General features: G+C 67.8%; 20 protein-coding genes. 13 read left to right on the top strand and 7 right to left on the bottom strand.

Annotated elements, in window-relative coordinates:
- Window positions 1-53: 53 nt before the first annotated feature.
- The 13 genes from O3305_RS14580 to O3305_RS14520 all read left to right on the top strand — a co-directional run bounded on the left by O3305_RS14580 (window position 54) and on the right by O3305_RS14520 (window position 17,451).
- Window positions 54-1,100 (top strand): LacI family DNA-binding transcriptional regulator, encoded by a 1,047-nt coding sequence (locus O3305_RS14580; protein WP_269573191.1) that lies wholly within the window; start codon window positions 54-56, stop codon window positions 1,098-1,100.
- Between the two features lie 245 nt (window positions 1,101-1,345).
- Window positions 1,346-3,769 (top strand): TonB-dependent receptor, encoded by a 2,424-nt coding sequence (locus tag O3305_RS14575; protein ID WP_269573190.1) that lies wholly within the window; start codon window positions 1,346-1,348, stop codon window positions 3,767-3,769.
- Between the two features lie 80 nt (window positions 3,770-3,849).
- Entirely contained in the window at window positions 3,850-5,223 is a 1,374-nt protein-coding gene (locus O3305_RS14570) for a DUF1593 domain-containing protein (protein ID WP_269573189.1), read from the top strand.
- Complete coding sequence (locus O3305_RS14565) at window positions 5,220-6,932, top strand: arylsulfatase (RefSeq protein ID WP_269573188.1); 1,713 nt, start codon at window positions 5,220-5,222, stop codon at window positions 6,930-6,932. The genes O3305_RS14570 and O3305_RS14565 overlap by 4 nt, the downstream gene beginning before the upstream one ends.
- Window positions 6,933-6,937: 5 nt before the next feature.
- A complete protein-coding gene (locus tag O3305_RS14560; protein WP_269573187.1) occupies window positions 6,938-8,614 on the top strand; it encodes a sulfatase family protein in 1,677 nt (558 codons plus the stop codon).
- Window positions 8,615-8,616: 2 nt separating this feature from the next.
- Complete coding sequence (locus O3305_RS14555; RefSeq protein WP_269573186.1) at window positions 8,617-9,948, top strand: MFS transporter; 1,332 nt, start codon at window positions 8,617-8,619, stop codon at window positions 9,946-9,948.
- Window positions 9,949-9,967: 19 nt separating this feature from the next.
- Window positions 9,968-11,008: a LacI family DNA-binding transcriptional regulator gene (locus tag O3305_RS14550; RefSeq protein ID WP_269573185.1), complete on the top strand. Its 1,041-nt coding sequence runs from the start codon at window positions 9,968-9,970 to the stop codon at window positions 11,006-11,008.
- Between the two features lie 22 nt (window positions 11,009-11,030).
- Window positions 11,031-11,807: an IclR family transcriptional regulator gene (locus tag O3305_RS14545; protein WP_269573184.1), complete on the top strand. Its 777-nt coding sequence runs from the start codon at window positions 11,031-11,033 to the stop codon at window positions 11,805-11,807.
- A gap of 92 nt (window positions 11,808-11,899) precedes the next feature.
- Entirely contained in the window at window positions 11,900-12,946 is a 1,047-nt protein-coding gene (gene gtdA / locus O3305_RS14540; RefSeq protein WP_269573183.1) for a gentisate 1,2-dioxygenase, read from the top strand.
- Window positions 12,943-13,641 carry a fumarylacetoacetate hydrolase family protein gene (locus tag O3305_RS14535; protein WP_269573182.1) on the top strand — a complete coding sequence of 233 codons (699 nt, stop codon included), beginning with the start codon at window positions 12,943-12,945 and terminating at the stop codon, window positions 13,639-13,641. The genes gtdA and O3305_RS14535 overlap by 4 nt, the downstream gene beginning before the upstream one ends.
- On the top strand, window positions 13,634-14,275 hold the full coding sequence (gene maiA / locus O3305_RS14530) for a maleylacetoacetate isomerase (protein ID WP_269573181.1): 642 nt from the start codon (window positions 13,634-13,636) through the stop codon (window positions 14,273-14,275). Before O3305_RS14535 ends, maiA begins: the two co-directional genes overlap by 8 nt.
- Before the next feature lie 36 nt (window positions 14,276-14,311).
- Window positions 14,312-15,889 (top strand): sulfatase family protein, encoded by a 1,578-nt coding sequence (locus O3305_RS14525; protein ID WP_269573180.1) that lies wholly within the window; start codon window positions 14,312-14,314, stop codon window positions 15,887-15,889.
- An 8-nt stretch (window positions 15,890-15,897) separates the two neighbouring features.
- Window positions 15,898-17,451 carry a carboxylesterase/lipase family protein gene (locus O3305_RS14520; protein ID WP_269573179.1) on the top strand — a complete coding sequence of 518 codons (1,554 nt, stop codon included), beginning with the start codon at window positions 15,898-15,900 and terminating at the stop codon, window positions 17,449-17,451.
- Between the two features lie 7 nt (window positions 17,452-17,458).
- On the opposite strand, the gene O3305_RS14515 is transcribed toward O3305_RS14520, so the two are convergent.
- The 7 genes from O3305_RS14515 to O3305_RS14485 all read right to left on the bottom strand — a co-directional run bounded on the left by O3305_RS14515 (window position 17,459) and on the right by O3305_RS14485 (window position 23,747).
- A complete protein-coding gene (locus tag O3305_RS14515; protein WP_269573178.1) occupies window positions 17,459-18,415 on the bottom strand; it encodes a hypothetical protein in 957 nt (318 codons plus the stop codon).
- Between the two features lie 23 nt (window positions 18,416-18,438).
- The gene (locus O3305_RS14510) at window positions 18,439-19,449 is read right to left on the bottom strand and encodes an aldo/keto reductase (RefSeq protein WP_269573177.1); all 1,011 of its coding nucleotides are present in this window, start codon (window positions 19,447-19,449) and stop codon (window positions 18,439-18,441) included.
- Between the two features lie 4 nt (window positions 19,450-19,453).
- Entirely contained in the window at window positions 19,454-20,230 is a 777-nt protein-coding gene (locus O3305_RS14505; protein WP_269573176.1) for an alpha/beta fold hydrolase, read from the bottom strand.
- 25 nt (window positions 20,231-20,255) lie between these two features.
- The gene (locus tag O3305_RS14500) at window positions 20,256-20,666 is read right to left on the bottom strand and encodes a putative quinol monooxygenase (protein ID WP_269573175.1); all 411 of its coding nucleotides are present in this window, start codon (window positions 20,664-20,666) and stop codon (window positions 20,256-20,258) included.
- Window positions 20,667-20,692: 26 nt separating this feature from the next.
- Window positions 20,693-22,054, bottom strand: coding sequence for an 8'-apo-carotenoid 13,14-cleaving dioxygenase (locus O3305_RS14495; RefSeq protein WP_269573174.1), 1,362 nt, complete (start codon window positions 22,052-22,054; stop codon window positions 20,693-20,695).
- Window positions 22,055-22,078: 24 nt separating this feature from the next.
- On the bottom strand, window positions 22,079-22,903 hold the full coding sequence (locus O3305_RS14490; protein WP_269573173.1) for a VOC family protein: 825 nt from the start codon (window positions 22,901-22,903) through the stop codon (window positions 22,079-22,081).
- Window positions 22,904-23,027: 124 nt separating this feature from the next.
- A complete protein-coding gene (locus O3305_RS14485) occupies window positions 23,028-23,747 on the bottom strand; it encodes an SDR family NAD(P)-dependent oxidoreductase (RefSeq protein ID WP_269573172.1) in 720 nt (239 codons plus the stop codon).
- Window positions 23,748-23,887 lie beyond the last annotated feature (140 nt).

The raw sequence follows: 23,887 nt of genomic DNA, 5'->3' as shown, positions 1-23,887 counted from the left end.
CAGAGGTCGGAAACAGGGTCGCGATGCCAACCGGGAATCAGGAACGGAGCAGGATGGCGCGGCGACGCGGCAGTACAGGCGTAACAATCCAGGCGGTGGCGGAGCGTGCCGGCACCTCGACGATGACGGTGTCGAATTTCCTCAACGGCACCGGCAAGATGGGCGAGGCGACGCGGGAGCGGGTGCGCGAGGCGGTCGACGCGCTCGGCTACAAGCCCAATGCGGCGGCGCGCGCGCTGGCGAGCTCGGGCGCCGCGCGGATCGGGCTGGTCTATGCCAATCCCCAGAATGCGTTCCTCAGCGCGATGCTTGTCGGCACCCTGCATGCGGCGGCGACGCGCGGAGCGCAGCTGATGGTCCAGCATGGCGGCAACGCCGCCGACTATGAGACGCTGGCCGAATCGCTGCGCGCGCTGGTGCGCAGCGGGGCCAACGCGCTGCTGCTGCCGCCGCCCTATTCGGAAGTCGTCGCCGGGCGGCCGATCCTGGCCGAGCTCGGCGTGCCGGTCGCGGTGGTGGCGGCCGGCCGGCCGATGCCGGGCATGGTCACCGTGCGGGTCGATGATCGCGCGGCGGCGCAGGTGATGACCAATCTGCTGATAGAGCAGGGGCATCGCCGGATCGGCTTTATCGGCGGCCCGGAGAGCCACGGCTCCACGGCGGGCCGGCGACAGGGCTATCGCGATGCGCTGCGCGCGCACGGGCTGGCCGAAGAGCCCGAGCTGATGGTCGATGGCGACTTCACCTTCGAATCGGCATTGGATGCCGGCGAGCAGCTGCTCGAGCTTCCCAACCCGCCGAGCGCGATCTTCGCGGCGAATGACGACATGGCCGCCGCGGTCATCTCGCTCGCGCACCGGCGTGGCCTGCGCATTCCCGAGAAGCTGGCCATTGCCGGGTTCGACGATACGCCGATCGCGGTGAAGTCCTGGCCGCCGCTGACCACGATCCGCCAGCCGATCGCCGAGATGGCCGAGCGGGCGACGCTGGCGCTGGTCACGCGACTCGCGGGCGGCGACTCGGCCGGGGACGACGATGTGCTGGTCGATTTCACGCTGGTCGAGCGGGGAACTACGGGCTTTCTTCCCGATCGCGAATAGGTCCAGGCTGCCGCGCCCGGAGCCGGGATGCGGCCAAAATGGCACAATCCGGACAGTGAATGCCCAATCCGCATTGGGCAATGCATTCCACCATTGACAATGGCGTTGGAAAGTTTCAGCACAGGCTAGATTTAGCGCTAAGGCAACTTGCCGAAGCGACTGAACGGGAGCTTGGTCGCACGGTCGCGTCGCTCCTTAGGAGAACAAGGCGAGCCGCATAGCGGTCGCTGCTGTGGGAGGAACTGATGAGCGTCTCTAACATGAAGCTTAAGTGCGGCATCAGCGCTACGGCCCTGGTCGCGGCGGCTATGCTGCTGCCGGGCACGGCGTTCGCGCAGGAAGCTGCCGCACCGGCCGAGGCCACGCAGGAAGCGCCCGCCGCCGACATCTCTTCGGAAGGCGAGATCATCGTCACCGCGAACAAGCGCAGCGAGCGCCTGGTCGAAGTGCCGGTCGCCGTCACCGCGGTCAGCGCCGATACGCTGTCGAGCGCGCAGATCAACGACACCGCCAGCCTCACCCGCGCGGTGCCGTCGCTCCAGTTCCAGCAGGGCAACAACCCCGGCAACAGCGGCTTCCGCATCCGCGGCGTCGGCACCCAGCTGTTCAGCCTCGGCGTTGAATCGGCCGTCGCGGTCGTGGTCGACGGCGTGGTCGCGCCGCGCCAGGCCCAGGGCTTCAGCGACCTGGCCGATCTCGAGCGCGTCGAAGTGCTGCGCGGCCCGCAGGGCACGCTGTTCGGCAAGAACGCGACCGCCGGCGTGATCAACATCATCACCGCACGCCCGTCCAAGACCTTTGGCGGCAATGTCGAGGCGACGATCGCCGAGCACAACGAGTATCGCGTGAAGGGGTCGATCAGCGGCCCGATCAGCGACACGCTGCGCGCCCGGGTGAGCGGCTTCTACAACCACATCGGCGGCTACATCTACAACGCCGCCCAGGACAAGATGGTCAACGGCAACGAAAGCTGGGGCGCGCGCGGCAAGCTCGAATGGGATGCCGCTTCGAACCTCACCTTCCTGCTGACCGGCGACTATCGCGAGAACAACGCCGATTGCTGCTCGCGCGTGCCCGTCTCGATCGTAACCCCGGCGATGAAGACGCTGCTCGGCTCCTCGGTGGTCGCTTCCCCCGAGAACCGCACCATCTCGAACGACGATCTGAGCTACTACCACACCAAGTCGTCGGTGGTGTCGCTGCAGGGCGACTGGGACCTCGGCGCGGCGACGCTGACCTCGATCACTGCCTGGCAATATTATCGCCAGAACGACCAGTTCGAGCCCGACCAGATCGCGTCGAACCCGGTGCGCTATGTCGGCGCCTTCCCCTATTCGCAGTGGAACAACAACTCCACGCACCTGGGCTACAACAATTATTCGCAGGAGCTGCGCCTCGGCTCGAACGGCAGCCGCGACTTCACCTATGTCGTCGGCGCCTTCTACAACCATCTCGATCTCGACCGCTCGCTTGCGCGCCGTCGCCTGCGCTGCGCCGCCGGCACGCTGGGCCAGCCCTGCACCCAGACCAGCGCCGACTCCTCGGGCTTCGAGGGCAATTTCAAGAGCGACAACTATGCGCTGTTCGGCCAGGTCGACTGGCGCGTGGCGGGCGGACTGCATGTGATCGCCGGCCTGCGCGGCCAGTATGAGAAGCAGACCGTCACCGGCCGCGTCTTCGGCCCGCTGGTCGCCGGCGACGCGCTGTTCCCCGGCATCACCGTCAACAGCGGTACCCGTTCGCGCGACGACACCGCGCTCACCGGCAAGGCGGGCCTGCGCTACGAGTTCAACCGCAACCTGCAGGTCTATGGCAGCTATACGCGCGGCTATAAGGCCTTCGCGCTCGACATCGACGCGCAGACCCGGTTCGACACGCAGAACGGCATCGCGCCCGAGCATGTCGATGCCTATGAACTCGGCGCCAAGTGGATCGCGCCGGGCGGCAAGTTCGACATCAACGCGGCACTTTTCCGCTCGGACTTCACCAATCTGCAGATCCAGTCGCTGGTGAGCGATCCGGCCGCGGGCACGTTCATCACCGTGCTCGGCAATGCCGGCAAGTCGCGTTCGCAGGGCTTTGAGGTGGAAGCGAACTTCCATCCTTCGAGCGAGCTTTCGATCGCCGCGAACTTCACGCTGGTCGATGCCACGATCGACGTGCCGGGGCAGAGCTGCCCGATCCAGACGGTGTCGACCGGCACCTATGCGTCGAACTTCCCGGTCAACCAATGCTATGTCCGCAGCACCACGGTGAACGGCACGACGACGCTGTCGAGCGCGATCATCGACGTGGTCGGCGGCAACCTGCCCGCCACCCCGCGCTACCGCGTCGGCGTCTCGCCGCGCTACGAGCATGACTTTGGCGGCATCGCCGGCTTCGCCCAGGTCAGCCTGAACTATCAGAGCAAGACCGGGTTCGCGCTCAACCAGGACCCGCTGCTCACCCAGCAAGGCTATGCGATCGTCGACGCGAGCGTGGGCATCCACACCAGCGACAACAAATATGGGCTGACGGTGTTCGTCCGCAACCTGTTCGACCAGACCTATTATACCCAGCTCAACCATGGGACGATCCTGGCGAATGCCGCGAACCCCTATGACCTGTGGGCCAATGTCAGCAAGGATGCCGACCGTTACTTCGGCGCGACCTTCAGCGCCCGCTTCTAAGAGCCCCTCCTATCGGGCGGACCGTCCCCTCCGGTCCGCCCACCCTTTTGTTTCTATCCCGCGTGACTGAGGACTGGCCGATGCTTCCCTTCGCCCTCCTCCTGCTTTCCGCCCAGGCGGCGCCGGCGATCCCCGCCGCGGCTGCCCCCGCCGAGCGCCCGCGCGTGATCGTGCTCAGCGACATCGGCAACGAGCCCGACGATTCGGAATCGCTCGTCCGCTTCCTGCTCTACACCGACAGCTTCGACGTCGAGGGGCTGGTCGCCACCACCTCGGTCTGGCAGCGCGACAAGGTCCAGCCGCAGCTGATGCGCGAACGGATCGATGCGTATGAAACCGTGCGGCCGAACCTGCTGCGCCACTCGCCGACCTACCCCACCGCCGATGCGCTGCGCGCCGTGCTGCGCTCGGGTCAGCCGAGCTATGGCATGGCCGGGGTCGGCAGGGGCAAGGACAGCGCGGCCTCCCAGCTGATCGTCCAGGCCGTGGACCGCGCCGACAAGCGACCGGTCTGGGTGCTGGTGTGGGGCGGGGCGGTCGATCTGGCGCAGGCGCTCTGGCACGTCCGCGCCACCCGCAGCCCGGCGCAGGTGCAGACGTTCCTCAAGAAGCTGCGCGTCTATTCGATCTCCGACCAGGATGATGCCGGTCCCTGGGCGCGGCGGAATTTCCCGTCGCTGTTCTGGATCGCCAGCATCCATGGCTGGGGCCAGTACAATATGGCGACCTGGGCCGGCATCTCGAGCGACCGGCGCAATGCCGAGCAATGGCCCGATCGCGAGATGGTCACCGATGGCTGGCTGTCGCAGCATATCCGCCGCGGGCCGCTCGGCGCGCGCTACCCGCTGCCCGAATTCATCATGGAAGGTGATACGCCCTCCTTCCTGCACCTGATCCCCAACGGGCTGAACGATCCCGAGCATCCCGAGCAGGGCGGCTGGGGCGGGCGCTACATGCATGCCGCGCCGGATGGCGCCGGGCCGTTCGCCGACGTGAAGGACGTCTTCACCCGCGACGGGCGCACCTGGTCGGGCAACCAGGCGTCGGTCTATCGCTGGCGTGCAGCTTTCCAGAACGACTTCGCCGCGCGGATGGCGTGGAGCCTCGATGCCAGGGCGAACCACGCGCCGGTGGTGGTGGCGCAGGGCGTGGCCGGGCTCGCGCCGGTGCGGATCGGGGCGAAGCCGGGCGAGACGGTGACGCTCGATGCCGCCGGCACAAGCGATCCCGACGGCGATGCGCTCGACTATCGCTGGTGGCAGTACCGCGAAGTGGGCGGCATTCCCGGACAGCCGGCAGTCGAGATCGCCGATGCCGGGACACCCCGTGCGCGCTTCGTCGCGCCGGCGGTCAAGGCGCCGACCGCGCTGCACCTGATCCTCGAAGTGCGCGACCGGGGCATCCCGCCGATCACTCGCTATCGCCGCGTCATCGTGGAGGTATCGCCGCAATGAAATCGTCCCGCCGCCAGCTGATCGGCGCCTTGCTCGCGAACAGCGCGCTCGCCGCCGCCACGCCGGGCCAGGCCAGCAAACGCAAGCCGCCGAACATCGTGCTGATCGTGCTCGACGACACCGGCTATTCGGATTTCGGCTGCTTCGGTTCGGAGATCCGCACGCCGAACATCGATGCGCTCGCCGCCGACGGCCTGCGCTTCAACCATTTCGAGAGCAAGGCGATCTGCACCGCGACGCGCGCGGCGCTGCTCACCGGGCGCAACAACCATAGCCTGGGCCTCGCCGACCTGCCCTCGGGCAAGTTCCAGCCGCCGGGCACCGGCAAGGATGCCGGCGACCTCGCCGCCAACGTCCAGCTGCTGCCCGAGGCGCTGCGCGCGCGCGGCTATGCGACGATGGCGATCGGCAAATGGCATCTCGCCACCGAATTCCAGGACGGCAGCCCGGGCAACAACGCGTCCTGGCCGCGCCAGCGCGGGTTCGACTATTATTACGGCTTCATCAGCGGATGGGCAGACCAGCTCCGCCCCGATCTGGTCGAGAACAACGCCAGGATCGGCAAGCCGTCCGACCCGAACTATCATTTCTCCGCCGACATCACCGATCGCGCGATCGCCAGGCTGGCCGAGAGCAAGGCGGCATCGCCCGGGAAGCCGCGCTTCCTCTATCTTGCGTTCGGCGCCACCCACGCGCCGATCCAGGTGCCCAGGCCCTATATCGACGCTTATGCCGGTCAATATGACAAGGGCTGGGACGCCATCCGTGCCGCGCGCTTCGCCCGGCAAAAGACGATGGGAATCGTGCCGCCGGGTACGACGCTGCCGCCCGCCAATTCCGGGGACGATGCATGGGAGCCGCTCGATCCGGTAAAGAAGCGGGTCTATGCGCGGTTCATGGAAGCCTATGCCGGCTTCCTGACGCATACCGACGAGCAGATCGGCCGGCTGGTCGCGGCGCTCAAGGCGAGCGGCGACTATGACAACACGGTGTTCGTGCTGCTCTCGGACAATGGCGCCAGCGCCGAGCATGGCCAGACCGGCTCGATCGGCCAGCTCTATCCGCCCGCGCATCTCGATGCCGCCGAGCTGGCGACGCACATGCAGGATATCGGCACCGCGCAGATCGGCATGCAGCGCCCCTGGGGAATGGCGAGCAACACGCCGTTCCGCCGCTACAAATCCTGGCCCAATGCCGGCGGGGTGCGCACCCCGCTGATTGTCAGCTGGCCGGGGCATCTGCCGAACAAGGGCGCGATCCGCCGCCAGCGCATCGATGCGGTCGATATCGCACCGACGCTGGTCGAGCTGGCCGGTGCGCGCTTCGATGCGGTGGTGGACGGCACACCTATGATCCCGGTCGCAGGCGCCTCGTTCCGCAACGCCCTGTTCTCCGCGAGCGCGCCCGATCCGCGGCCGGTGCAGTTCTTCGAGCTGCGCGGCAACCGCGCGGTGCGCGCGGGCAAGTGGCGCGCGGTGGCGATCCACAAGCTCGGCACCCCGTTCGAGCAGGATCACTGGGCGCTCTACGACACGGAAGCTGATTTCGCCGAAGCAGAAGACCTCTCGGGTCGCAATCCGAACAAGGTCTCGGAGCTCAAGGCGATATGGCAGCGGGAGGCTAGCCGGTACGGCGCCCTCCCGCTGTCCGAGGGGCCGGACTATGTCCGCAAGCTCGACCGCTACCGCGACGCGTTCCTGAAGGACTGACGACCATGGGCAAGCTCCGCCGCATCATCCTGTCCGGCTGCGCCGCCATGGCGAGCGTGGCGCTGGCGGTGCCTGCCGTGTCGGGCCCGACCGGTGTGACGGCCCCGCAGACACAGGAAGCCCAGCAGCCTAACATCATCTTCGTGCTGGTCGACGATCTGCGCTTCGACATGATGGGCTTCCTCAACCCGGGCCTGAAGACGCCGAACATCGATTTCCTGGCGAAGAACGGCACCTATTTCCCCAATGCCGTGGTCACATCCTCGCTGTGCAGCCCGAGCCGCGCGACGATCCTCACCGGCCAGACCGCGCGCAACCACGGCGTGGTCGATAACAACAACAGCTCGGAAGACGGGCTGATCTTCTTCCCCGCCTACCTCCAGAAGGCCGGCTACCAGACCGCCTTTTTCGGCAAATGGCACATGGGCTTCGACACCGATGCCCCGCGGCCCGGTTTTGACAAATGGGTGAGCTTCAAGGGGCAGGGTACCTATTTCCCGACCGAGCGGCTGAGCCCGGCGCAATTGGCTGCCGGAGCGCGCCAGATGCTCAATGTCGACGGCCGCGAAGTGAAGCGCACCGGCTATATCACCGACGAGCTGACCGACTACACGATGGACTGGCTGGAAAAGGGCCGGGACAAGTCGAAGCCCTTCTTCGTCTATCTCAGCCACAAGGCCGTGCATTCGGATGCGCTGCCGCCCGAGCGCTACAAGACCCAGTATAGCGACCTCGACATCAAGCTGCCCGATACGCTGGCGAACACGCCGGAGAACAATGCCGGCAAGCCGCTCTGGGTGCAGAACCAGCGCAACAGCTGGCACGGCGCCGACAATCCGTACACCGGCAAGCCCGACCTCAAGGAGCGGGTGCGCGACATCTACCGCACGCTCTCGCCGGTGGACGACAGCCTCGGGCGGATCCTCGCCTATCTGAGGAAAAACAGGCTCGAGAAGAACACGATGATCGTGTTCTATTCGGACAATGGCTTCCTGATCGGCGACCATGGCCTGATCGACAAGCGCAACGCCTATGAGCCGTCAGTGCGCGTTCCCATGGTCGTCTATGCGTCGGGGATGGGCGTGGCGAAGGGGGCGATCAACCCTGCGCTGGTCCGCAACCTCGATCTCGCGCCAACCTTTCTCGACGCCGCGCATGTCGCGAAGCCACAGCAGATGGAGGGATCGAGCTTCCTTGGCCTCGCCGAGGGCAAGGTGAAACTGGCCGACTGGAAGCCCAGCGACTTCATCTACGAATATTATTGGGAATGGACCTTCCCGCAGACGCCGACGACCTTCGCGATCGAACGCGATCGGGTGAAGTACATCCAGTATCACGGGGTCTGGGACACCGAGGAGCTGTACGACCTCGCAAAGGACCCCGAGGAACGCCGCAACCTGATCGACGACCCGGCCTATTTCGAGGCCAAGGTCACGCTGCGCAAGGCGTTGTTCGACCAGCTGGCGAACAACAAGGGCCAGCATGTCGTGCCCTATACCGCGAAGGCCAGCCCCGGCGTGGTCTATAGGGTCGAGGGCGGCACGCACGCCGCGGACTTCCCGGCCGGCTGGTACAAGCCCGCCGATCTGCCGACCAGGATGAACGACATCTTCCCCGACAGCCCCGCCAAGACCAAGGCAGGGCAAGCGGGCAAGCCCTATTTCCCCCAGAAGCCGGAATGACCATGACCGCAGCAACCGCCGCCGCCGACACCACGCCCTGGCCGGCCAGAACCACCGCCTGGTACGTCGCGATCCTGCTGATGCTGGCGAACACGCTGGCGTTCGTCGATCGCCAGGCGATGGCGCTGCTGGTGCAGCCGATCAAGGCCGACCTGCAGATCAACGATACCGCGATCAGCCTGCTCTACGGGCTGAGCTTCACCCTGTTCTACGTCGCGGTGGGCATTCCGATCGCGCGGATCGCCGATCGCTCGAACCGGCGCAACATCATCGCGGGCGCGATCTTCGTGTGGAGCATCGCGACCAGCCTGTGCGGCCTCGCGCGCTCCTTCGCCGGGCTGTTCGCGGCGCGCGTGATGGTCGGCGCGGGCGAGGGCGGGCTGACCCCGGCGGCCTATTCGCTGCTCTCCGACTATTTCCCCAAGGAGAAGCTGCCGGCGGCGATGGGGGTCTATCAGATCGGCCTCTATCTGGGCGGCGCCTCGGCGCTGATCATCGGCGGGCTGATCTCGACCGCGATCCCGCCCTCCTCGACCGTGATCGTGCCGATCTTCGGGGCGATGAAGGGCTGGCAGATCGTCTTCCTGCTGCTCGGCCTGCCCGGCGTGGTGCTTACCGGATTGATGCTGACCGTTCGCGAGCCGCTGCGCCGGGGCGCGGCGGTGGCGCAGGAGAAGGTGCCGCTGTCCGAGCTGTTCGCGCATATCGGCGCGCGCAAGGGCGCCTATATCGGCATCACCCTGGGCTTTGCGCTGATGATCTTCATCGGCAACGGCACTTCGGTGTGGATCCCCGCCTTCCTCCAGCGGACCTTCGGCTGGACCACCGCGCAGGTCGGCAGCCATTACGGGCCGATCGTGTTCCTGTGCGGCACCAGCGGTGCGCTGGTCGGCGGGTTCGTCGCGTCGAAGCTGCGCGCGGCGGGGCGCTCGGGGGCGAGCCTCAAGGCGTCGCTGTTCGGCTTCGTCGCGCTGGTGCCGATCACCATCGCCTTCCCGCTGATGCCGACCGCCACCGGGGCGCTGGCGCTGATCGGGCTCATGAACTTCTTCGCGGGGTTCAACTTCGGCGGGGGGCTCGCGACGCTGCTCGAGATGACGCCCAACCGGATGCGGGCGCTGGTCTCGGCCTTCTACATGCTCACGATCAACCTGATCGGCGCGGCGCTTGGTCCTACGGCGATTGCGCTGTGCACCGATTACTGGTTCGCCGATCCGCAGAAGCTGCCGGAGGCGATCGCATTGGTCGCCGGAGTGGCTTCGCCGCTTTCCGTGCTTGCCCTGTGGCTTGGCATGCGGTGCTATCGCGCGCAGACGGGGCGGGACGCCGGATAAGGGAGCGAGCAGGGGGTAGATGGCACGGGCACGACGCAAGGGGACGGGCGTCACCATCCAGACGGTGGCCGAGCATGCCGGCGTATCGGCGATGACGGTGTCCTATGTCGTCAACGGCACCGGGCGGGTGAGCGCGGCGACGCGCGAGAGCGTGCTCGAATCGGTGCGCGCGCTGGGCTACCAGCCCAATGTCGCGGCGCGCTCGCTGGCCAGCGCCGCCACCTGCCGGATCGGCATCGTCTACCAGAATTCGCAGAACGCCTTCCTCAGCGCGATGCTGGTCGGCGCGCTCAACGCGACCTCGCGGCTGGGGGCGGAACTGATGATCGGCAAGGTCGAGGCGCCGGTGATGGCCGATACCGAGGCGGCGATGCGGCTGCTGGTGCGCGGCGGGGCGAACGCGATCCTGCTGGCGCCGCCCTATGGCGAGCTGGTCAGCGGCTCCGGGCTGATCGCCGAGCTCGGCGTGCCGGTCGCCGCGGTGGCGCATGGCGGCGAGCTGCCCGACATGGCGACGATCGGGGTCGACGACCGCGCCGCGACGCGGGCGATGGCCGAGCGGCTGATCGCGCGCGGGCATCGCCGGATCGGCTTCGTCACCGGCCCGCCCAGCCATGATTCGAGCCCCTTGCGCCTCGCCGGATTCCGCGATGCGGTGGCCGCGGCGGGGCTTCCCTGGGAAGAGGGCCTGGTCCAGCAGGGGCGCTTCACCTTCGAATCCGGGCTGGAGGCTGGCGAGGCGCTGCTGGCATTGTCCAGGCCGCCGACCGCGATCTTCGCCTCGAACGACGACATGGCCTCGGGCGTCTCCGCCGTGGTCCATCGCCGCGGGCTGCGTATCCCCGAGGACATCGCGGTCGCGGGGTTCGACGACGCGCCGATCGCGGTGAAGATCTGGCCATCGCTCTCCACCGTCCGCCAGCCGGTCGAGCTGATCGGCGAGCGGGCGACCGAGCTGCTCGTCGCGCGCGTCACCGGGCGCGACGATTTCGGGGATACCCAGTCGATCCGCATGCCCTTCGACGTGATCGAGCGCGAATCGACGGCTTTCGATCGCTGATTGCCGCCCCTAGAGTGCTCCGATGACGGAAAGCACAGAGGGCGAGGCCGACAAGCGTCGGCGGGGGATTCAATCGGTCGAGATCGGGCTGGGGGTGCTCGAGGCGCTGGCCGCCTTGGGCGAGGCGTCGACGCTGGGCGCGATCGCCCAGGCGAGCGGCCTCTCCGGCCCGCAGACGCACCGCTATCTCGCCAGCCTCACCGCGGCGGGGATGACCCAGCAGGACCGCACCACCGGCCGTTATGACCTGGGGCCGGCCGCGCTCAAGCTCGGGCTGAGCGCGCTCGCCCGCACCGATGCGTTCCGCGTCGCCGATACCGCGATCGAGGCGTTCGTCCGCGAGACCGGGCGTACGGTGCAGGTCGCCGCGCTCGGTCCGCAGGGGCCGACGGTGGTGCGCTGGCACATGGGCCGCCCGGCGGTGATGACCTCGTTCGGCGTCGGCGCGGTGCTGCCTTTGCTCTATTCCGCCACCGGCCACATCTTCCTGAGCTTCGTGCCCGAGGTCGAGACCGATCCGCTGCTGGCGCGCGAACTGGCCGACAGCGAGATGACCGCGGCGGATGTCGCGGCGATCCGCAAGCGGGTCCGCGCGGACGGCCGTGCCTATGTCGAGGGTACGGTGATCCCGGGGCTGCGCGCCGCCGCCTTCCCGATCTTCGACATGCAGGGCCGCGCGATCCTCAGCGCCACCGCGCTGGTGCCCGGCGCCTACAAGGCGGACGACAGCGGCGCGGTGCTCGACAAGCTCGCCGCTTCCTGTCGCGAGGTCAGCGAAAGGCTCGGCTGGAGCGGATAATTCGTTTGACATAGGACAATCAATTGCCCGATGGATAACGGGTGCGGCGCCCCCTACTCTGCGCCGCACACCCCATTTCGTGAGTATCGGGCATGACTCTCGCCAACGACCAGCGGACCCAGCTTGAAGCGCTGTACGAGGAGATGGCGCCCGCGCATCTGACGCCGCTGTGGGAATCGCTCGCCGAGCTGGTCCGCCCGCAGCCCAAGTCGCCGGCGCAGGTCCACCGCTGGTCCTATGCCGAAGCGCGCGACTATCTGCTGCGCGCCGGCGACCTGATCTCCGCCGAACAGGCCGAGCGCCGCGTGCTGATCCTCGAGAACCCCGGGCTGGAAGGCCAGTCGGCGATCGTGCCGAGCCTCTATGCCGGGCTCCAGCTGATCCTGCCGGGCGAAGTCGCCCCGGCGCACCGCCACGCCCAGTCGGCGCTGCGCTTCGTGATGGAAGGCGACGGCGCCTTCACCGCGGTTGACGGCGAAAAGGCGATCATGCGCCCGTTCGATCTGGTGCTGACCCCCGGCTGGCAATGGCACGACCATGGCAACCCCACCGACAAGCCGATGATCTGGCTCGACGGGCTCGACATCCCGACCGTCCGCCATTTCGATGCGAGCTTCGCCGAGAAGGGCGAGGAGAAGGTCTATCCCGAGACGGTGAAGCCCGGCGACACGCTGGCGCGCTATGGCCACAACATGCGGCCGCTGCGCGGATCGCTGGCCGATCGCCGCCCGTCGCACCAGCCGCTGTTCCACTATCCCTATGCCGAGTGGCGCCCCGCACTCGATGCCATGGCCGCCTCGGCCGAGATCGATCCGCATCTTGGCCACGCCCTGGAGTTCCTCAATCCGGCCAATGGCGGCCCGGTGATGTCGACCATCGCCGCGCATGTCCGCCTGCTGCCCGCAGGCTTCGAGACGCGGCCGCGCCGCAGCACCGACGGCACCGTATTCGTCGTCGTCGAAGGCACCGGCACCGCGGTGATCGAGGGCAAGGAAATCGCGCTCAATCCGCGTGACATCTTCACCGTGCCGTCGTGGCACGAGCTTCGCCTGCAGGCCGGGAGCACGCTGGTGCTGTTCGGTTATTCGGACAAGGCCGCGCAGGAGAAGCTGAACCTCTACAAGGAGCAGAATTCGTGACGACCCTCTTCGCCCCCCAGGATCCGGTGCTCGCCGCGACCACCGACGGCAACCAGTTTCCGGTCCGCCGCGTCTTCTGCATCGGCCGCAACTATGCCGCCCATGCCCGCGAGATGGGCCGCGATCCGGACCGCGAGCCACCCTTCTTCTTCACGAAGTGGGCCGAGACCGTGGTGCCGACCGGCACGACCGTGGCCTATCCCAGCGAGACGGCCAATTTCCATTATGAAGCCGAGCTGGTGCTCGCGATCGGCAAGGGCGGGCGCAACATCGCCGCCGCCGATGCGCTGGATCACATCTATGGCTATGCCACCGGCCTCGACATGACCCGCCGCGACTTGCAGCTCGAAGCGCGCGAAAAGGGCCGCCCGTGGAGCACCGGCAAGAATGTCGAGCAGTCCTCGCCGCTCGGCCTGATCCATCCGGCCAGCGAAACGGGCCCGTTCGACAGCGGCAGCATCAAGCTGACCGTCAACGGCGTGGTGAAGCAGGATGCCGATCTCAACGAGCTGATCTGGGACGTGCCCGATGTGATCGCCTATGTCTCGCGCTTCTACCGGCTGGAGCCGGGCGACCTGATCTATACCGGCACCCCGGCGGGCGTCGGCGCGGTGGTAGAGGGCGACGAGGTCGTCGTGTCGATCGCCGGCCTCAGCGATTGCGTGATCAAGGTGGGAGCGCCGGCACGTGACTGATGCGGTGACCCTGCACGGCTATTTCCGCTCGGGCGCATCCTACCGGGTGCGCATCGCGCTCAACCTGAAGGGCATCGGATATGCCGATGCCTTCCACCATCTGCGCAAGGGCGAGCAAAACGCGCCGGAATATCGCGCGATCAATCCGCAAGGACTGCTGCCCGCGCTGGAGATCGACGGGGCGGTGCTCACCCAGAGCCTGGCGATCTGCGAATATCTGGATGAAGTGCGTCCGGAACCGGCGCTGCTGCCGGCCGAGCCGATTGCCCGCGCCAAGGTCCGCGCCTTCGCCCAGGTGATCGCCTGCGACACCCATCCGGTGCAGAACCTCAAGGTGCTCGCCAATCTGCGCGCGCTCGGGCTCGACGAGGCCCAGGTCAATGGCTGGGCGGCGAAGGTGATCGAGGACGGCTTCGATGCCTGCAACGCGCTGATCGCCGATACGGCCGGCACCTATTGCTTTGGTGACAGCGTGACCCTGGCGGACCTGTTCCTGGTGCCGCAGCTGGTCAATGCGCGGCGCTTCGGTGTCGATCTGCAGCGCTGGCCCAAGCTGCTCGAGATCGAGCGCGCCTGCCTGGCGCTCGACGCGTTTTCAAAGGCGGCGCCGGAGAACCAGCCCGACGCCGAATGAGCCGACCCGAATACGGGCGGATAGAAGGAGGACAGGATGACCGGATTTCCGATGCATCGCCGCGCCCTGATCGGCGCGGCCGGATCGACCTTTCTGGCGAGCCTCGCCGCCCGCGCGCGGGTGCCGGGTGGGTCGCGGCCCAATCTGATCCTGTTCTTCCCCGACGAGATGCGGGCGGATTCGCTGGCCTGTTACGGCAATCCGGTCACCCGCACCCCGGCGTTCGACCTGCTGGCGAAGCAGGGTACGCGCTTCGCCAATTGTCATGTCCAGACGCCGATATGTGCAGCCTCGCGCTGCTCGATGCTCACCGGGCTGCCGACCAGCGCGACCGGGCATCGCGGCTTCGGCTATCTGCTCCAGCCCGATGAGCCCAACCTGTTCCGCACGCTGCGCGAGGGCGGCTACGACACCTATTTCTTCGGCAAGAACGATGTGCTCGCGCCCGAGACCTTCGCGCGCAGCCTGACCGATTGGGCCGATCCGCCCGCCCCGGGCGCGGCACCGGGCGATCATGCTCCGGGCGCGCGCCGCGGCAAGCTCGACGGGCCGACGACGATGCTGCTGCCCGCCACCGGCGATCGCCGAGCGACCAGCGATTACGGCATCCTCCGCCGCGCGATTCAGGTGATCGAGCGGCGCGAGCAGGACCGGCCCTTCTGCCTGTTCCTCCCCGTCTTCCAGCCGCATCCGCCCTATCATGCGCCCGATGGCTTCCAGGACATGTACAAGCCCGGCGACCTGCCGCCGCTGATCCCGCCGGGGACGAAGGGGCGGCCGGCCTATCATGCTGCGATCCGCGACAAATACCGTCTGAACGAAGTCGATGATGCGGTGCTGCGCCAGGTGCGGGCGACCTATTATGGCCAGGTCTCGTACACCGACTGGCTGCTCGGCGAGCTGATGGAAGCGCTGGAGCGCACCGGCCGCGACAAGGATACCGCGCTGCTCGTCAGCTCGGATCATGGCGATTATGCCGGCGATTACGGGCTGGTCGAGAAATGGCATGGCGGGCTCGAGACCTGCCTCACCCATGTCCCGATGATCGGGCGCGTGCCGGGCGGCGTGGCGGGTAATGTTGCGACCGGGATGACCGAGCTGTACGATGTGCTGCCGACCTTCCTCGATCTCGCCGGCCTGTCCTCCACCCACACCAATTTTGCCCGCTCGATGATGCCGCAATTGCGGGGCGGGCAGGGCGATCCGAACCGTGCCGCCTTCACCGAGGCGGGGATGAACATCTACGAGCCCCAGGCCTTCGATTCGCCCTCGGGCGGCCTCTATGCGCGCAAGTCCGAACTGGCGGCGGAGCAGCCGGCCTTGGTCGGCCGCGCGGCATCGGTGCGCACCCAGCGCTACACCTTCGTCCAGCGCCCGCAGGGGCTGAGCGAGCTCTATGATCGCCAGGCCGATCCGCAGGAGCTCAACAACCTGATCGGCCAGCGCAGCCATGCCAGGGTGCAGGACGCGCTCGAGCGCCGCCTGCTCGATTGGTACATCAACACCACCGGCGTTCCCGCCGATCTGCGCAACAGCCGCGACGTCCCCAATTTCACCGCGCCGCTCGCCCCGAGGGGCGATGCTGCCGCCGCCAACGCTATCCTGGATAAGTGAGGCCGAAGATGACCAAGTCCCTGCGCCTTCTCGCGCTCCCGCTCATGGCAACGTTGTCGGCGGCCGCCGCGCCGAACGATCCGGCGCTCGTCACCATCGCCTCGGGTCCGATCGAGGGCAGTGTGGAGGGCGCGGTGATTGCGTTCCGCGGCATTCCCTATGCGACCGCTCCGGTCGCGGATCTTCGCTGGCGTGCCCCGCAGCCGGTTTCGCCCTGGACCACGGTGAGGGAAACCAAGGATTTCGCGCCCGTCTGCATGCAGCAGATGATCCCGATGGACGAGCCGCAGTCAACTTCGGCGTCCGAAGACTGTCTGTTTGTGAACGTTTGGAAGCCTGTGTCTGTTTCGGCCCGGCTTCGTCCGGTGGTGGTCTGGATCCATGGCGGCGGCCTGATGAACGGCGGCAGTGCCTCCAGGATCTTCGACGGCGCAACCTTTGCCAACAACGGCATCGTGACCGTTACGTTGAACTACCGCCTCGGCCGCTTCGGCTTCTTCGCCCACCCGGCCCTGACCCAGGCCAAGGAGGGGCCGACCGGCAATTTCGGCTTCATGGACCAGATCGCCGCGCTCAAATGGGTGCAGGCCAATATCGCCAAATTCGGCGGCGATCCCAGGCAGGTAACCGTGGTCGGTGAATCGGCCGGCGGCATCTCGATCCTCACCCTGATGGGCTCGCCCGCGGCCAGGGGGCTGTTCGCCCGCGCGGTGGTGATGTCCGGCGGAGGCCGCAATCTGCTCGCCCCCAAGACGCTGCCCGAGGCCGAGCGCTTCGGCGAGAATTTCGCCCGTAGTGCAGGCATTTCCGCCTCGGGCCCGGCGGCGTTGGCGCAGCTGCGGGCCTTGCCGGCGGCGACGGTGTCCGAGGGCGTGTTCATGGCGATCGGCAAGGTGCCGGGCGGCGACACCTATGTCGGCGGCGGCATGATCGACGGCACGATCATCACCGGCGCCACCGAGGACATCTTCCGCTCCGGCAAGCAGGCCAGGGTGCCGCTGATCGTCGGCGCGACCTCCGACGACGCCCCGATCGGCGCCCGCCCGGGCGACAAGGACGCGCTGTTCGCTGCTTTCGGCGCGGAACAGGCCGCAGCGCGGGCCGCCTATGATCCAGACGGCAGGCTCGATGCCGATGTCGTCCGCCGTGCAATGGCCCGCGACCGCGCCTTCCTCGAGCCGTCGCGCTTCATCGCGACTTCGGTCGCACGGACCGGCCAGCCGGTCTGGTTCTACCGCTTCTCCTATGTCGCCCAGTCGCTGCTGCCGTCGCCGGGTGCACGCCATGCCAGCGACGTGCCCTACATGTTCGGCACGGTGGCGGCGCGTTACGGCGACAAGCTGGCCCCGCGCGACGTGCAGCTTTCGGATGCCTTCCACGCCTATGTCGAGAATTTCGCGCGGACCGGGAATCCCAACGGAGCGGGCCGTTCGGCATGGGCACCGTTCCGGGCGGGGGACAAGGTGCTGATGGACCTGGCGACGGACGGCCAGGCGCGGATGACCCGCGATCCCTTCGCGGCGCGGCTCGACGTTGCCGAGGAGCTGTCCGGCAGTCGCTGAGCCGCTGCTATTGGAGACGGGAGGCGAGGTCCTGCTGGAACGCCAGCCGCCCGGTCTCCAGTATCCGCTTGGGTGCCACCGGTCCCGCCGTCGCCGTGAGGTCGCGCACCCAGGCCCCGACCCGCGACGTGCCATGGGCCGCCTCCAGGCTGGCGAAGACACGCCATGCCGCTTCATAGCGTGCGGCGGTGTTGCTTTCGTCGCTGACCATGTCGTCCGGCTTGAAGTTGAACGGGCCGGCGGGCGCATAATGCGGGTCCGCCTTGATCTTCTCCCGCTCCTCGGCGCTCACCTGGCGCAGGATCGCCTCGGGCTTCACCTGCATGCCGCCCCAGCGGGCAAGCGCTACCGGCTCGGTCGAAACCTGGAGCGCGCGGGCGCCCTCGAGCGCGTCCGCGCGGGCTTCGGCGGGCGCCAGGACCGCGACGACCTTGCGGCTGATCCATACGGCGTGCCCCTCATGGAACCAGCGCGGCGTGTCCGCGCCGGCGCGCTGCTGAAAGGCATGGACCTGCTCATGCGGCATGACCACGACCGCCATCTTCTGCCCGGCGGGGGTAAGCGTGCCGTCCGGCGCGGTGGCGATCGCCCAGCGCTTCTCGGAGGTATCGCGGGGCGGGATATAGTCGGCGCTCGGGGTGAAGACCACGGAGGACCAGTGGGCATTGCGCCAGACCCTGCCGGTCTCGGCATGGAGCAACCGGATCTGCGCACCCAGGCAAGCCGCCCGCGCCCAGGCAGCCGGTTGCGCGGCGGGATCGTAATAGGCGTTCATGCGGCCGCCGCTCTCGCGATCGGTGATGCGCAGATAGGGGAGGTCGCCGCCGCGCGCGGCGATCGCCTCGACCTCGATCCCCTGCAGCTGCGGGCGGGTGCCGGCGGGGGCAGCGCAGGCGGCGCGCGCCTGGGCATCGAAGCTGGCGGAAGGCGCCGATAGCGCGAGGGCAAGCGTCAGCAAGGGCATCGATCGACTCCGATGGGTGGATTTCAGGCCGGGATAGGCAGCGGTGCAGCGGGGTCGACCAGCCCGGCCGCGCGCAGATCGCGCCAGAAATCGGCGGGGATGCTTTCCTCGAGCGCGGCGCGGTCCTCGGCGATCCGGCCGGGGCGACTGGCGCCCGGGATCACCGCGGCGACGGCGGGATTGGCGAGCGCGAACTGCAGCCCGGCCGCCTTCACGCTGATGCCGTACCGGTCGGCGAGCGCCTTGATCCGCGCCACCTTGTCGAGGATGGCGGGCGTGGCCGGGGCATATTCGAAATTCGGGCCGCCGACGAGCGCGCCGGAGCTGTACGGCCCGCCGACAACGATGCCGAGCCCGCGCTCCGCCACCCTGGGCATCAGGCGCTGCAGCGCGCGGCCATGGTCGAGCAACGTGTAGCGGCCGGCGAGCAGCGAGCCGTCGGGGCGGGGGGCGTCGAGATCGAGCAGCAGCTCGATCGGCTCGACGCGATTGACGCCCAGGCCCCAGGCCCTGATCACGCCCTCGTCGCGCAGCCGGTCGAGCACCCTGAACGCACCGGTCCGCGCGGTCTCGAACATCGCCAGCCAATCGTCGCCGTAAAAGTCCTGGGCGATGTCGTGCACCCAGACGATGTCGATGCGGTCGGTCCGCAGGCGCTTCAGGCTGTCCTCGATCGAGCGGAGCGTGGCGTCGGCCGAATAGTCGTTGATCACCTTGTTCGGGCGGCCATGCGCGAAGACGGCGCCTTTCTCGCCATTGTCGCGCGGGCCGTCTTCCAGCGCTTCGAGCACGACGCGCCCGACCTTGGTGCTGATCACATAGTGATCGCGCGGCTTGCCCTGCAGCGCCGCGCCCATGCGGAGCTCGGCCAGGCCGGCGCCGTAGAAGGGGGCGTTGTCGTAATAGCGTATGCCGTCGTTCCACGCCGCCTCGACGGTGGCCAGCGCCTCGTCTTCGGGGATGTCACGGAACATGTTGCCGAGCGGCGCCGCGCCGAAGCCGAGCCTGCTGCCGATGATGTCATGGAGTGCCATGGCTTCATTGCCCTCGCTTGGCCGCGCCGCCCTGCGCCGCTTCCTCGATCACCGCGGCGACTGCCTCGGGCTTCGACACGAAGACCGCATGGCTGCCGGAGACTTCACGGAGCGTCGCCCGGGCGCGCTGCGCCATGCCGCGCTGGCCGGCGGGCGGGATGATGTGATCGTCCTTCGGCACGACGAACCAGCTCGGCCTGCTCTTCCAGGCCGGCACGGTGATCTTGCCCTCCAGCGCCTTCGCACCCCAGGGCTGCTGCGAGTCCGCCATGAACCGTGCCGTCTCCGGCGCCACATCGCCGGCGAAGAGCGCGGGGAATTGCGCCTTGTCGAGCGTCAGCGTGCCGTCGGGACTCGGGATGATCGGCAGCGGGGGTGCGCCCGGCGGGGCGCTGGCGACGATCGAGGAAACCGACTCTCCCTGGTCCGGCGCGAAGGCGGCGACATAGACGAGCGCGGTGACCTTGGGATCCGATCCGGCTTCGGTGATGATCACCCCGCCATAGCTATGGCCGACCAGCACCACCTTGCCCTTGATCGTCGCGAGCGCGCGCCGGGTGGCCGCGACATCGTCCTCGAGCGAGGTGGTCGGGTTCTGCAGAACGACCACCTCATAGCCGTCCTTGCGCAGGATATTGTACACGCCCGCCCAGCCCGACCCGTCGACGAAGGCGCCGTGGATGAGGACGATGGTCGGGTGTCCGGCATCATCGCCGGCAAGGGCGGGTGCGGCGCTGGTGGCGAGGCTCGCGGACGCGAGCGCGGCAATGGCCTTGTTCATCTGGGTATCTCCTATTTCGGGGGGGTCAGGGGCGGTTGTTGAGGATCTGCATCCGCATGGCCTTGACCGGGCCGTCGGCGAGCTCTGGCAGGCGCGCGAACCAGGCCTGGACGTGCGGCGTGCGGTTGTGCGCTTCGAAATCCGCCTGCGTGGCGAAGATCTCGTAGAAGATGAAATGGCCGGGCCGCTCGCGATCCTCCTGGAGGAAATAGAGTAGGTTGTTGGGTTCGGCGCGGACCTTGGCGACGAGCGGCAACGTCGCCTGGCGCAGCGCGTCCTCCTTGCCGGGCCTGGCCTGGATCTCGGCGACCACGGCATAGGCGGCGGCGGGGATTTCGGCATAGCGAATGCCGGCGTGATCCTGTGCCAGCGCCGGTGCGGCAGGCGCTGCCGTACCGATCAGCATGGCGAGCACGAAGCGTGTGGAAAGGCGCATCTTGCATCTCCTCTGGAAGAACGGGGTCAGCCGGCGATCCAATTGCCGTGGAAGCCGGGCGGGACGATGTGCGGCACGCGGATGCGGGCGAGGGGCGGTGCCTCGAAATCCCGGGCATCGAGGATCGCCAGGTCGGTGGTCCCGGCGGCCGCGTCGATCACGAAGCCCATCAGCCAGCCTTCATCCTCTCCGGCATCGGCGTGCGCCGGTACGAAGATGAATTCGCAGGGGTGACGGTCCGGACCGAAGTCGTGCGCCTGGCGCGTGCCGGTGGCGAGGTCGTGCTTGAACAGGCCGGTGCCGAGGAACGGATCGACCATCGCCATGGTATAGGCATAGCGATAGGTCTGGCCGAGCCGTCGCTCGTCGCAGCGTGGGAACTCCTGCGGTGCCGGATCGAGCGTGGTGCGCCGGACCGCTCGCGCAACCGGATCGAGCGTCCAGCGCTCCAGGCTGCAATGCTCGGAATCGGGCCCCGAGGTTCGCCGCCAGAACATCCGGTCATGGACGACGAGGTCGAGGACCACGTTGCCGTCGGCCGAGTCATGCGCGTTGACGGCGTGGAAGACGAAGCAGGGATCGACCGGGCACCAGATCACGTCGCCGGCATCGCCGTCGCGCGGCAGCAGACCGATGCGCGGCTTGTGTCCGGCATTCCAGCGATAGGGGAATTGATAACCCGCGATCGCCGCGGTGAGCGAGAAAGTGACGGGCAGGTCGAACAGGATCGCGAACCGGCCGGTAAAGGCGAAGTCGTGGATCATCGGGCCGTGGCGCACGGGCACCTTCACTTCGCGCCGTACCTCGCCCTCGGGGCCGATCGCCAGGTAGCGGATCGCGCTCCATTTCGCCGCGTCGTAGCTGACCGCGAGCATCTCGCCGGTCAGCGGGTCGACATGCGGATGCGCGCTGAGCCCGCCGTGCAGCGTGCCGGCGAAATCGGTGTAGCGCTCGGTCTCCAGCGTCTTTCCGATCACCACTGGCGTGCTGCCCGCCTCGATCAGCCCGAAGGTCTCGCCGCCATAGCCGATCACATTGGTGTTGACCGTGTCGAACAGATGGCGCGGACCCGGTGTCCGTTCCTCGCCGAGCGCGTCGCTCACCGCGTTGGAGCGGATCCAGCGATTGCGGTACCAGAGCGCCCGGCCATCCTCGATGCGGATGCCATGGATCATGCCGTCGCCGGCGAACCAGTGATGCTTGCCCGGATTGGGGTGCATCGGATTGGGGCCCATGCGCAGGTAACGCCCGCGGAGAGCCAGCGGAATTGTGCCGAAGACCTGGAGGTCCTCGATCGTCAGCTCCTCGCGCATCGGGGTGTTGACGCCGGTGATGTAGGGCGTGTCCTGCGCGGTGGCGGGGCGGCGCCCGAGTAGCGAACCGAACATGGGCTGATCCTTCGCGATGGAGGATTAGGGGCGCGCCACCAGGCGCTGCCGCGCGGCGCGGGCGTTGTCGAAGACCTGCTTGACCGGGCCGAGCGCCTGGACGAACTCGAGCTGCTCGCCCTCCGGCCCCTTGCAGTAGATCAGCCGCCAGCCGTTCGACTTGCCTTCGGTGATCGGATTGGAATTGGCCTGCAGCGGCGCTGCCTGGCGCTGGGCCTCGGTGGTGACGGTCAGCACGCGATTGGCGCGGACCTGAGCCATGCCGCGTCGGGTCGATTCCGCTTCCAGGTCATGGATGAACTGGTTGAAGTCGACATCGTCGCGGATGTGGAAGCAGATGTGCATCATCCGCGGAAAGGCCGGGCTCATATGGTCGAGCGGCTCGGCAAAGCTGCGCGGTCCGCCCAGCGGCTGGTCGGCGTCGCGATATTGCAGCAGTTCGAGCACGACATTGTCGAACTGGATGAAGCGCACGTCGAGCCGCTGGGAACCGCCTTTGAGATCGGGCACGCCCATCGTCCGCGGATTGACGCCGCGCACCCGGGCCTCGATCTCCTGGTCGGTCAGCAGCGTGTTGTGGATGCGCTCGCCCTGGAAATCGCCGTCGCGCATCACTTCGGTGCCACCGAGAACATCGGTGTAGAAGGTGAAGGCGCGTTCCATGTTCTGGACCGTCAACCCGAAATGCTGGACGCCCTGCAGCCGCATCCCGAGCGCACTGGCGCCCGCTTCTTCGGCGCTGGCGGGCACGATCCCGCCGGTTGCCAGCAAGCCCGCCATCGCGGCGCCGCCACCCGTCTGCAGCAGCTCGCGCCGATCGATTCCGGAGCGTCCCATCTCGTCGGTCATCGTCTGTCTCCTTCGTTCGATGTCATCGCCGGTCCTGCGCCGGCCGCTTCAGGTGAAATCGCGTGGAACGGCGCTCCGCCATGGGGGAAGGGTTGTCCGGGGGCGCGCCGTTCCTGCCTGGCGTTCATTGCGCCAGATATCCGCCGTCGATCGCGAGCTCGGTGCCGGTGACGTAGCTGGCCTCGTCGCTGGCCAGGTACAGGCAGCCATAGGCGACCTCGCTCGGCTGGCCGCCGCGCCGCATCGGCGTCGCGTCGATCACCGCCTCGTTGAGCGCTGCGTCCTGTGCATCGGTGAGCGGCGTGCGGATGAAGCCCGGCAGCACCGCGTTCACGCGAATGCCGTCGCCGACATAGGTGATCGCTGCGTTCCTGGTCATCTGGAGCACCGCGCCCTTGGCGGCGTGATAGCTGTGTGCGCCGGCAACCGCCGCACTGCCCCAGATCGATGCGACGTTCACGATGGCGCCCGCCTGTTGCAGCCGCATCACCCGCACCGCTTCGCGCATGCCCAGGAACACGCCGGTCTGGTCGACCACGATCATCCTGAGCCAGGCTTCCAGGCCGAGTGCGTGGAGCGGCTCGTACGCGATGATCCCGGCATTGTTGACCAGTATGTCCAGCCCGCCCGCCTGTTCGACCACCCGGTCCACCGCGCGGGTCCAGTCGGCTTCGCTCGTCACGTCGAGCGTCAATGGCGTGACCCCGTCCAGATAAGGCCGGGCCGGCGGCGCGATATCGGCGGCGAACACCACGGCGCCTTCGCGAACGAACAGGTCGGATATGGCTTGGCCGATGCCGCTGGCGGTGCCGGTGACGAGGGCAACTTTCCCTGTAAGCCGCATGGCGATCGCTCCCGCTCGACGATGTGTTGATCGCTGTCTGGCGGATCCGGCGCCGCGCTTCGATGTCGTACGGGGTAGCCCGCAGCCACACTTTCGAGGGAAGCCGGAACGGGGCGAGGGACCCGGGCACGGCGCGAAAT

The sequence above is a fragment of the Sphingomonas sp. NIBR02145 genome, from assembly GCF_027359115.1.
In the GTDB taxonomy this organism is placed as follows: Bacteria; Pseudomonadota; Alphaproteobacteria; order Sphingomonadales; family Sphingomonadaceae; genus Sphingomonas; species Sphingomonas kyeonggiensis_A.
This window is presented reverse-complemented; position numbering and strand designations above follow the sequence as displayed.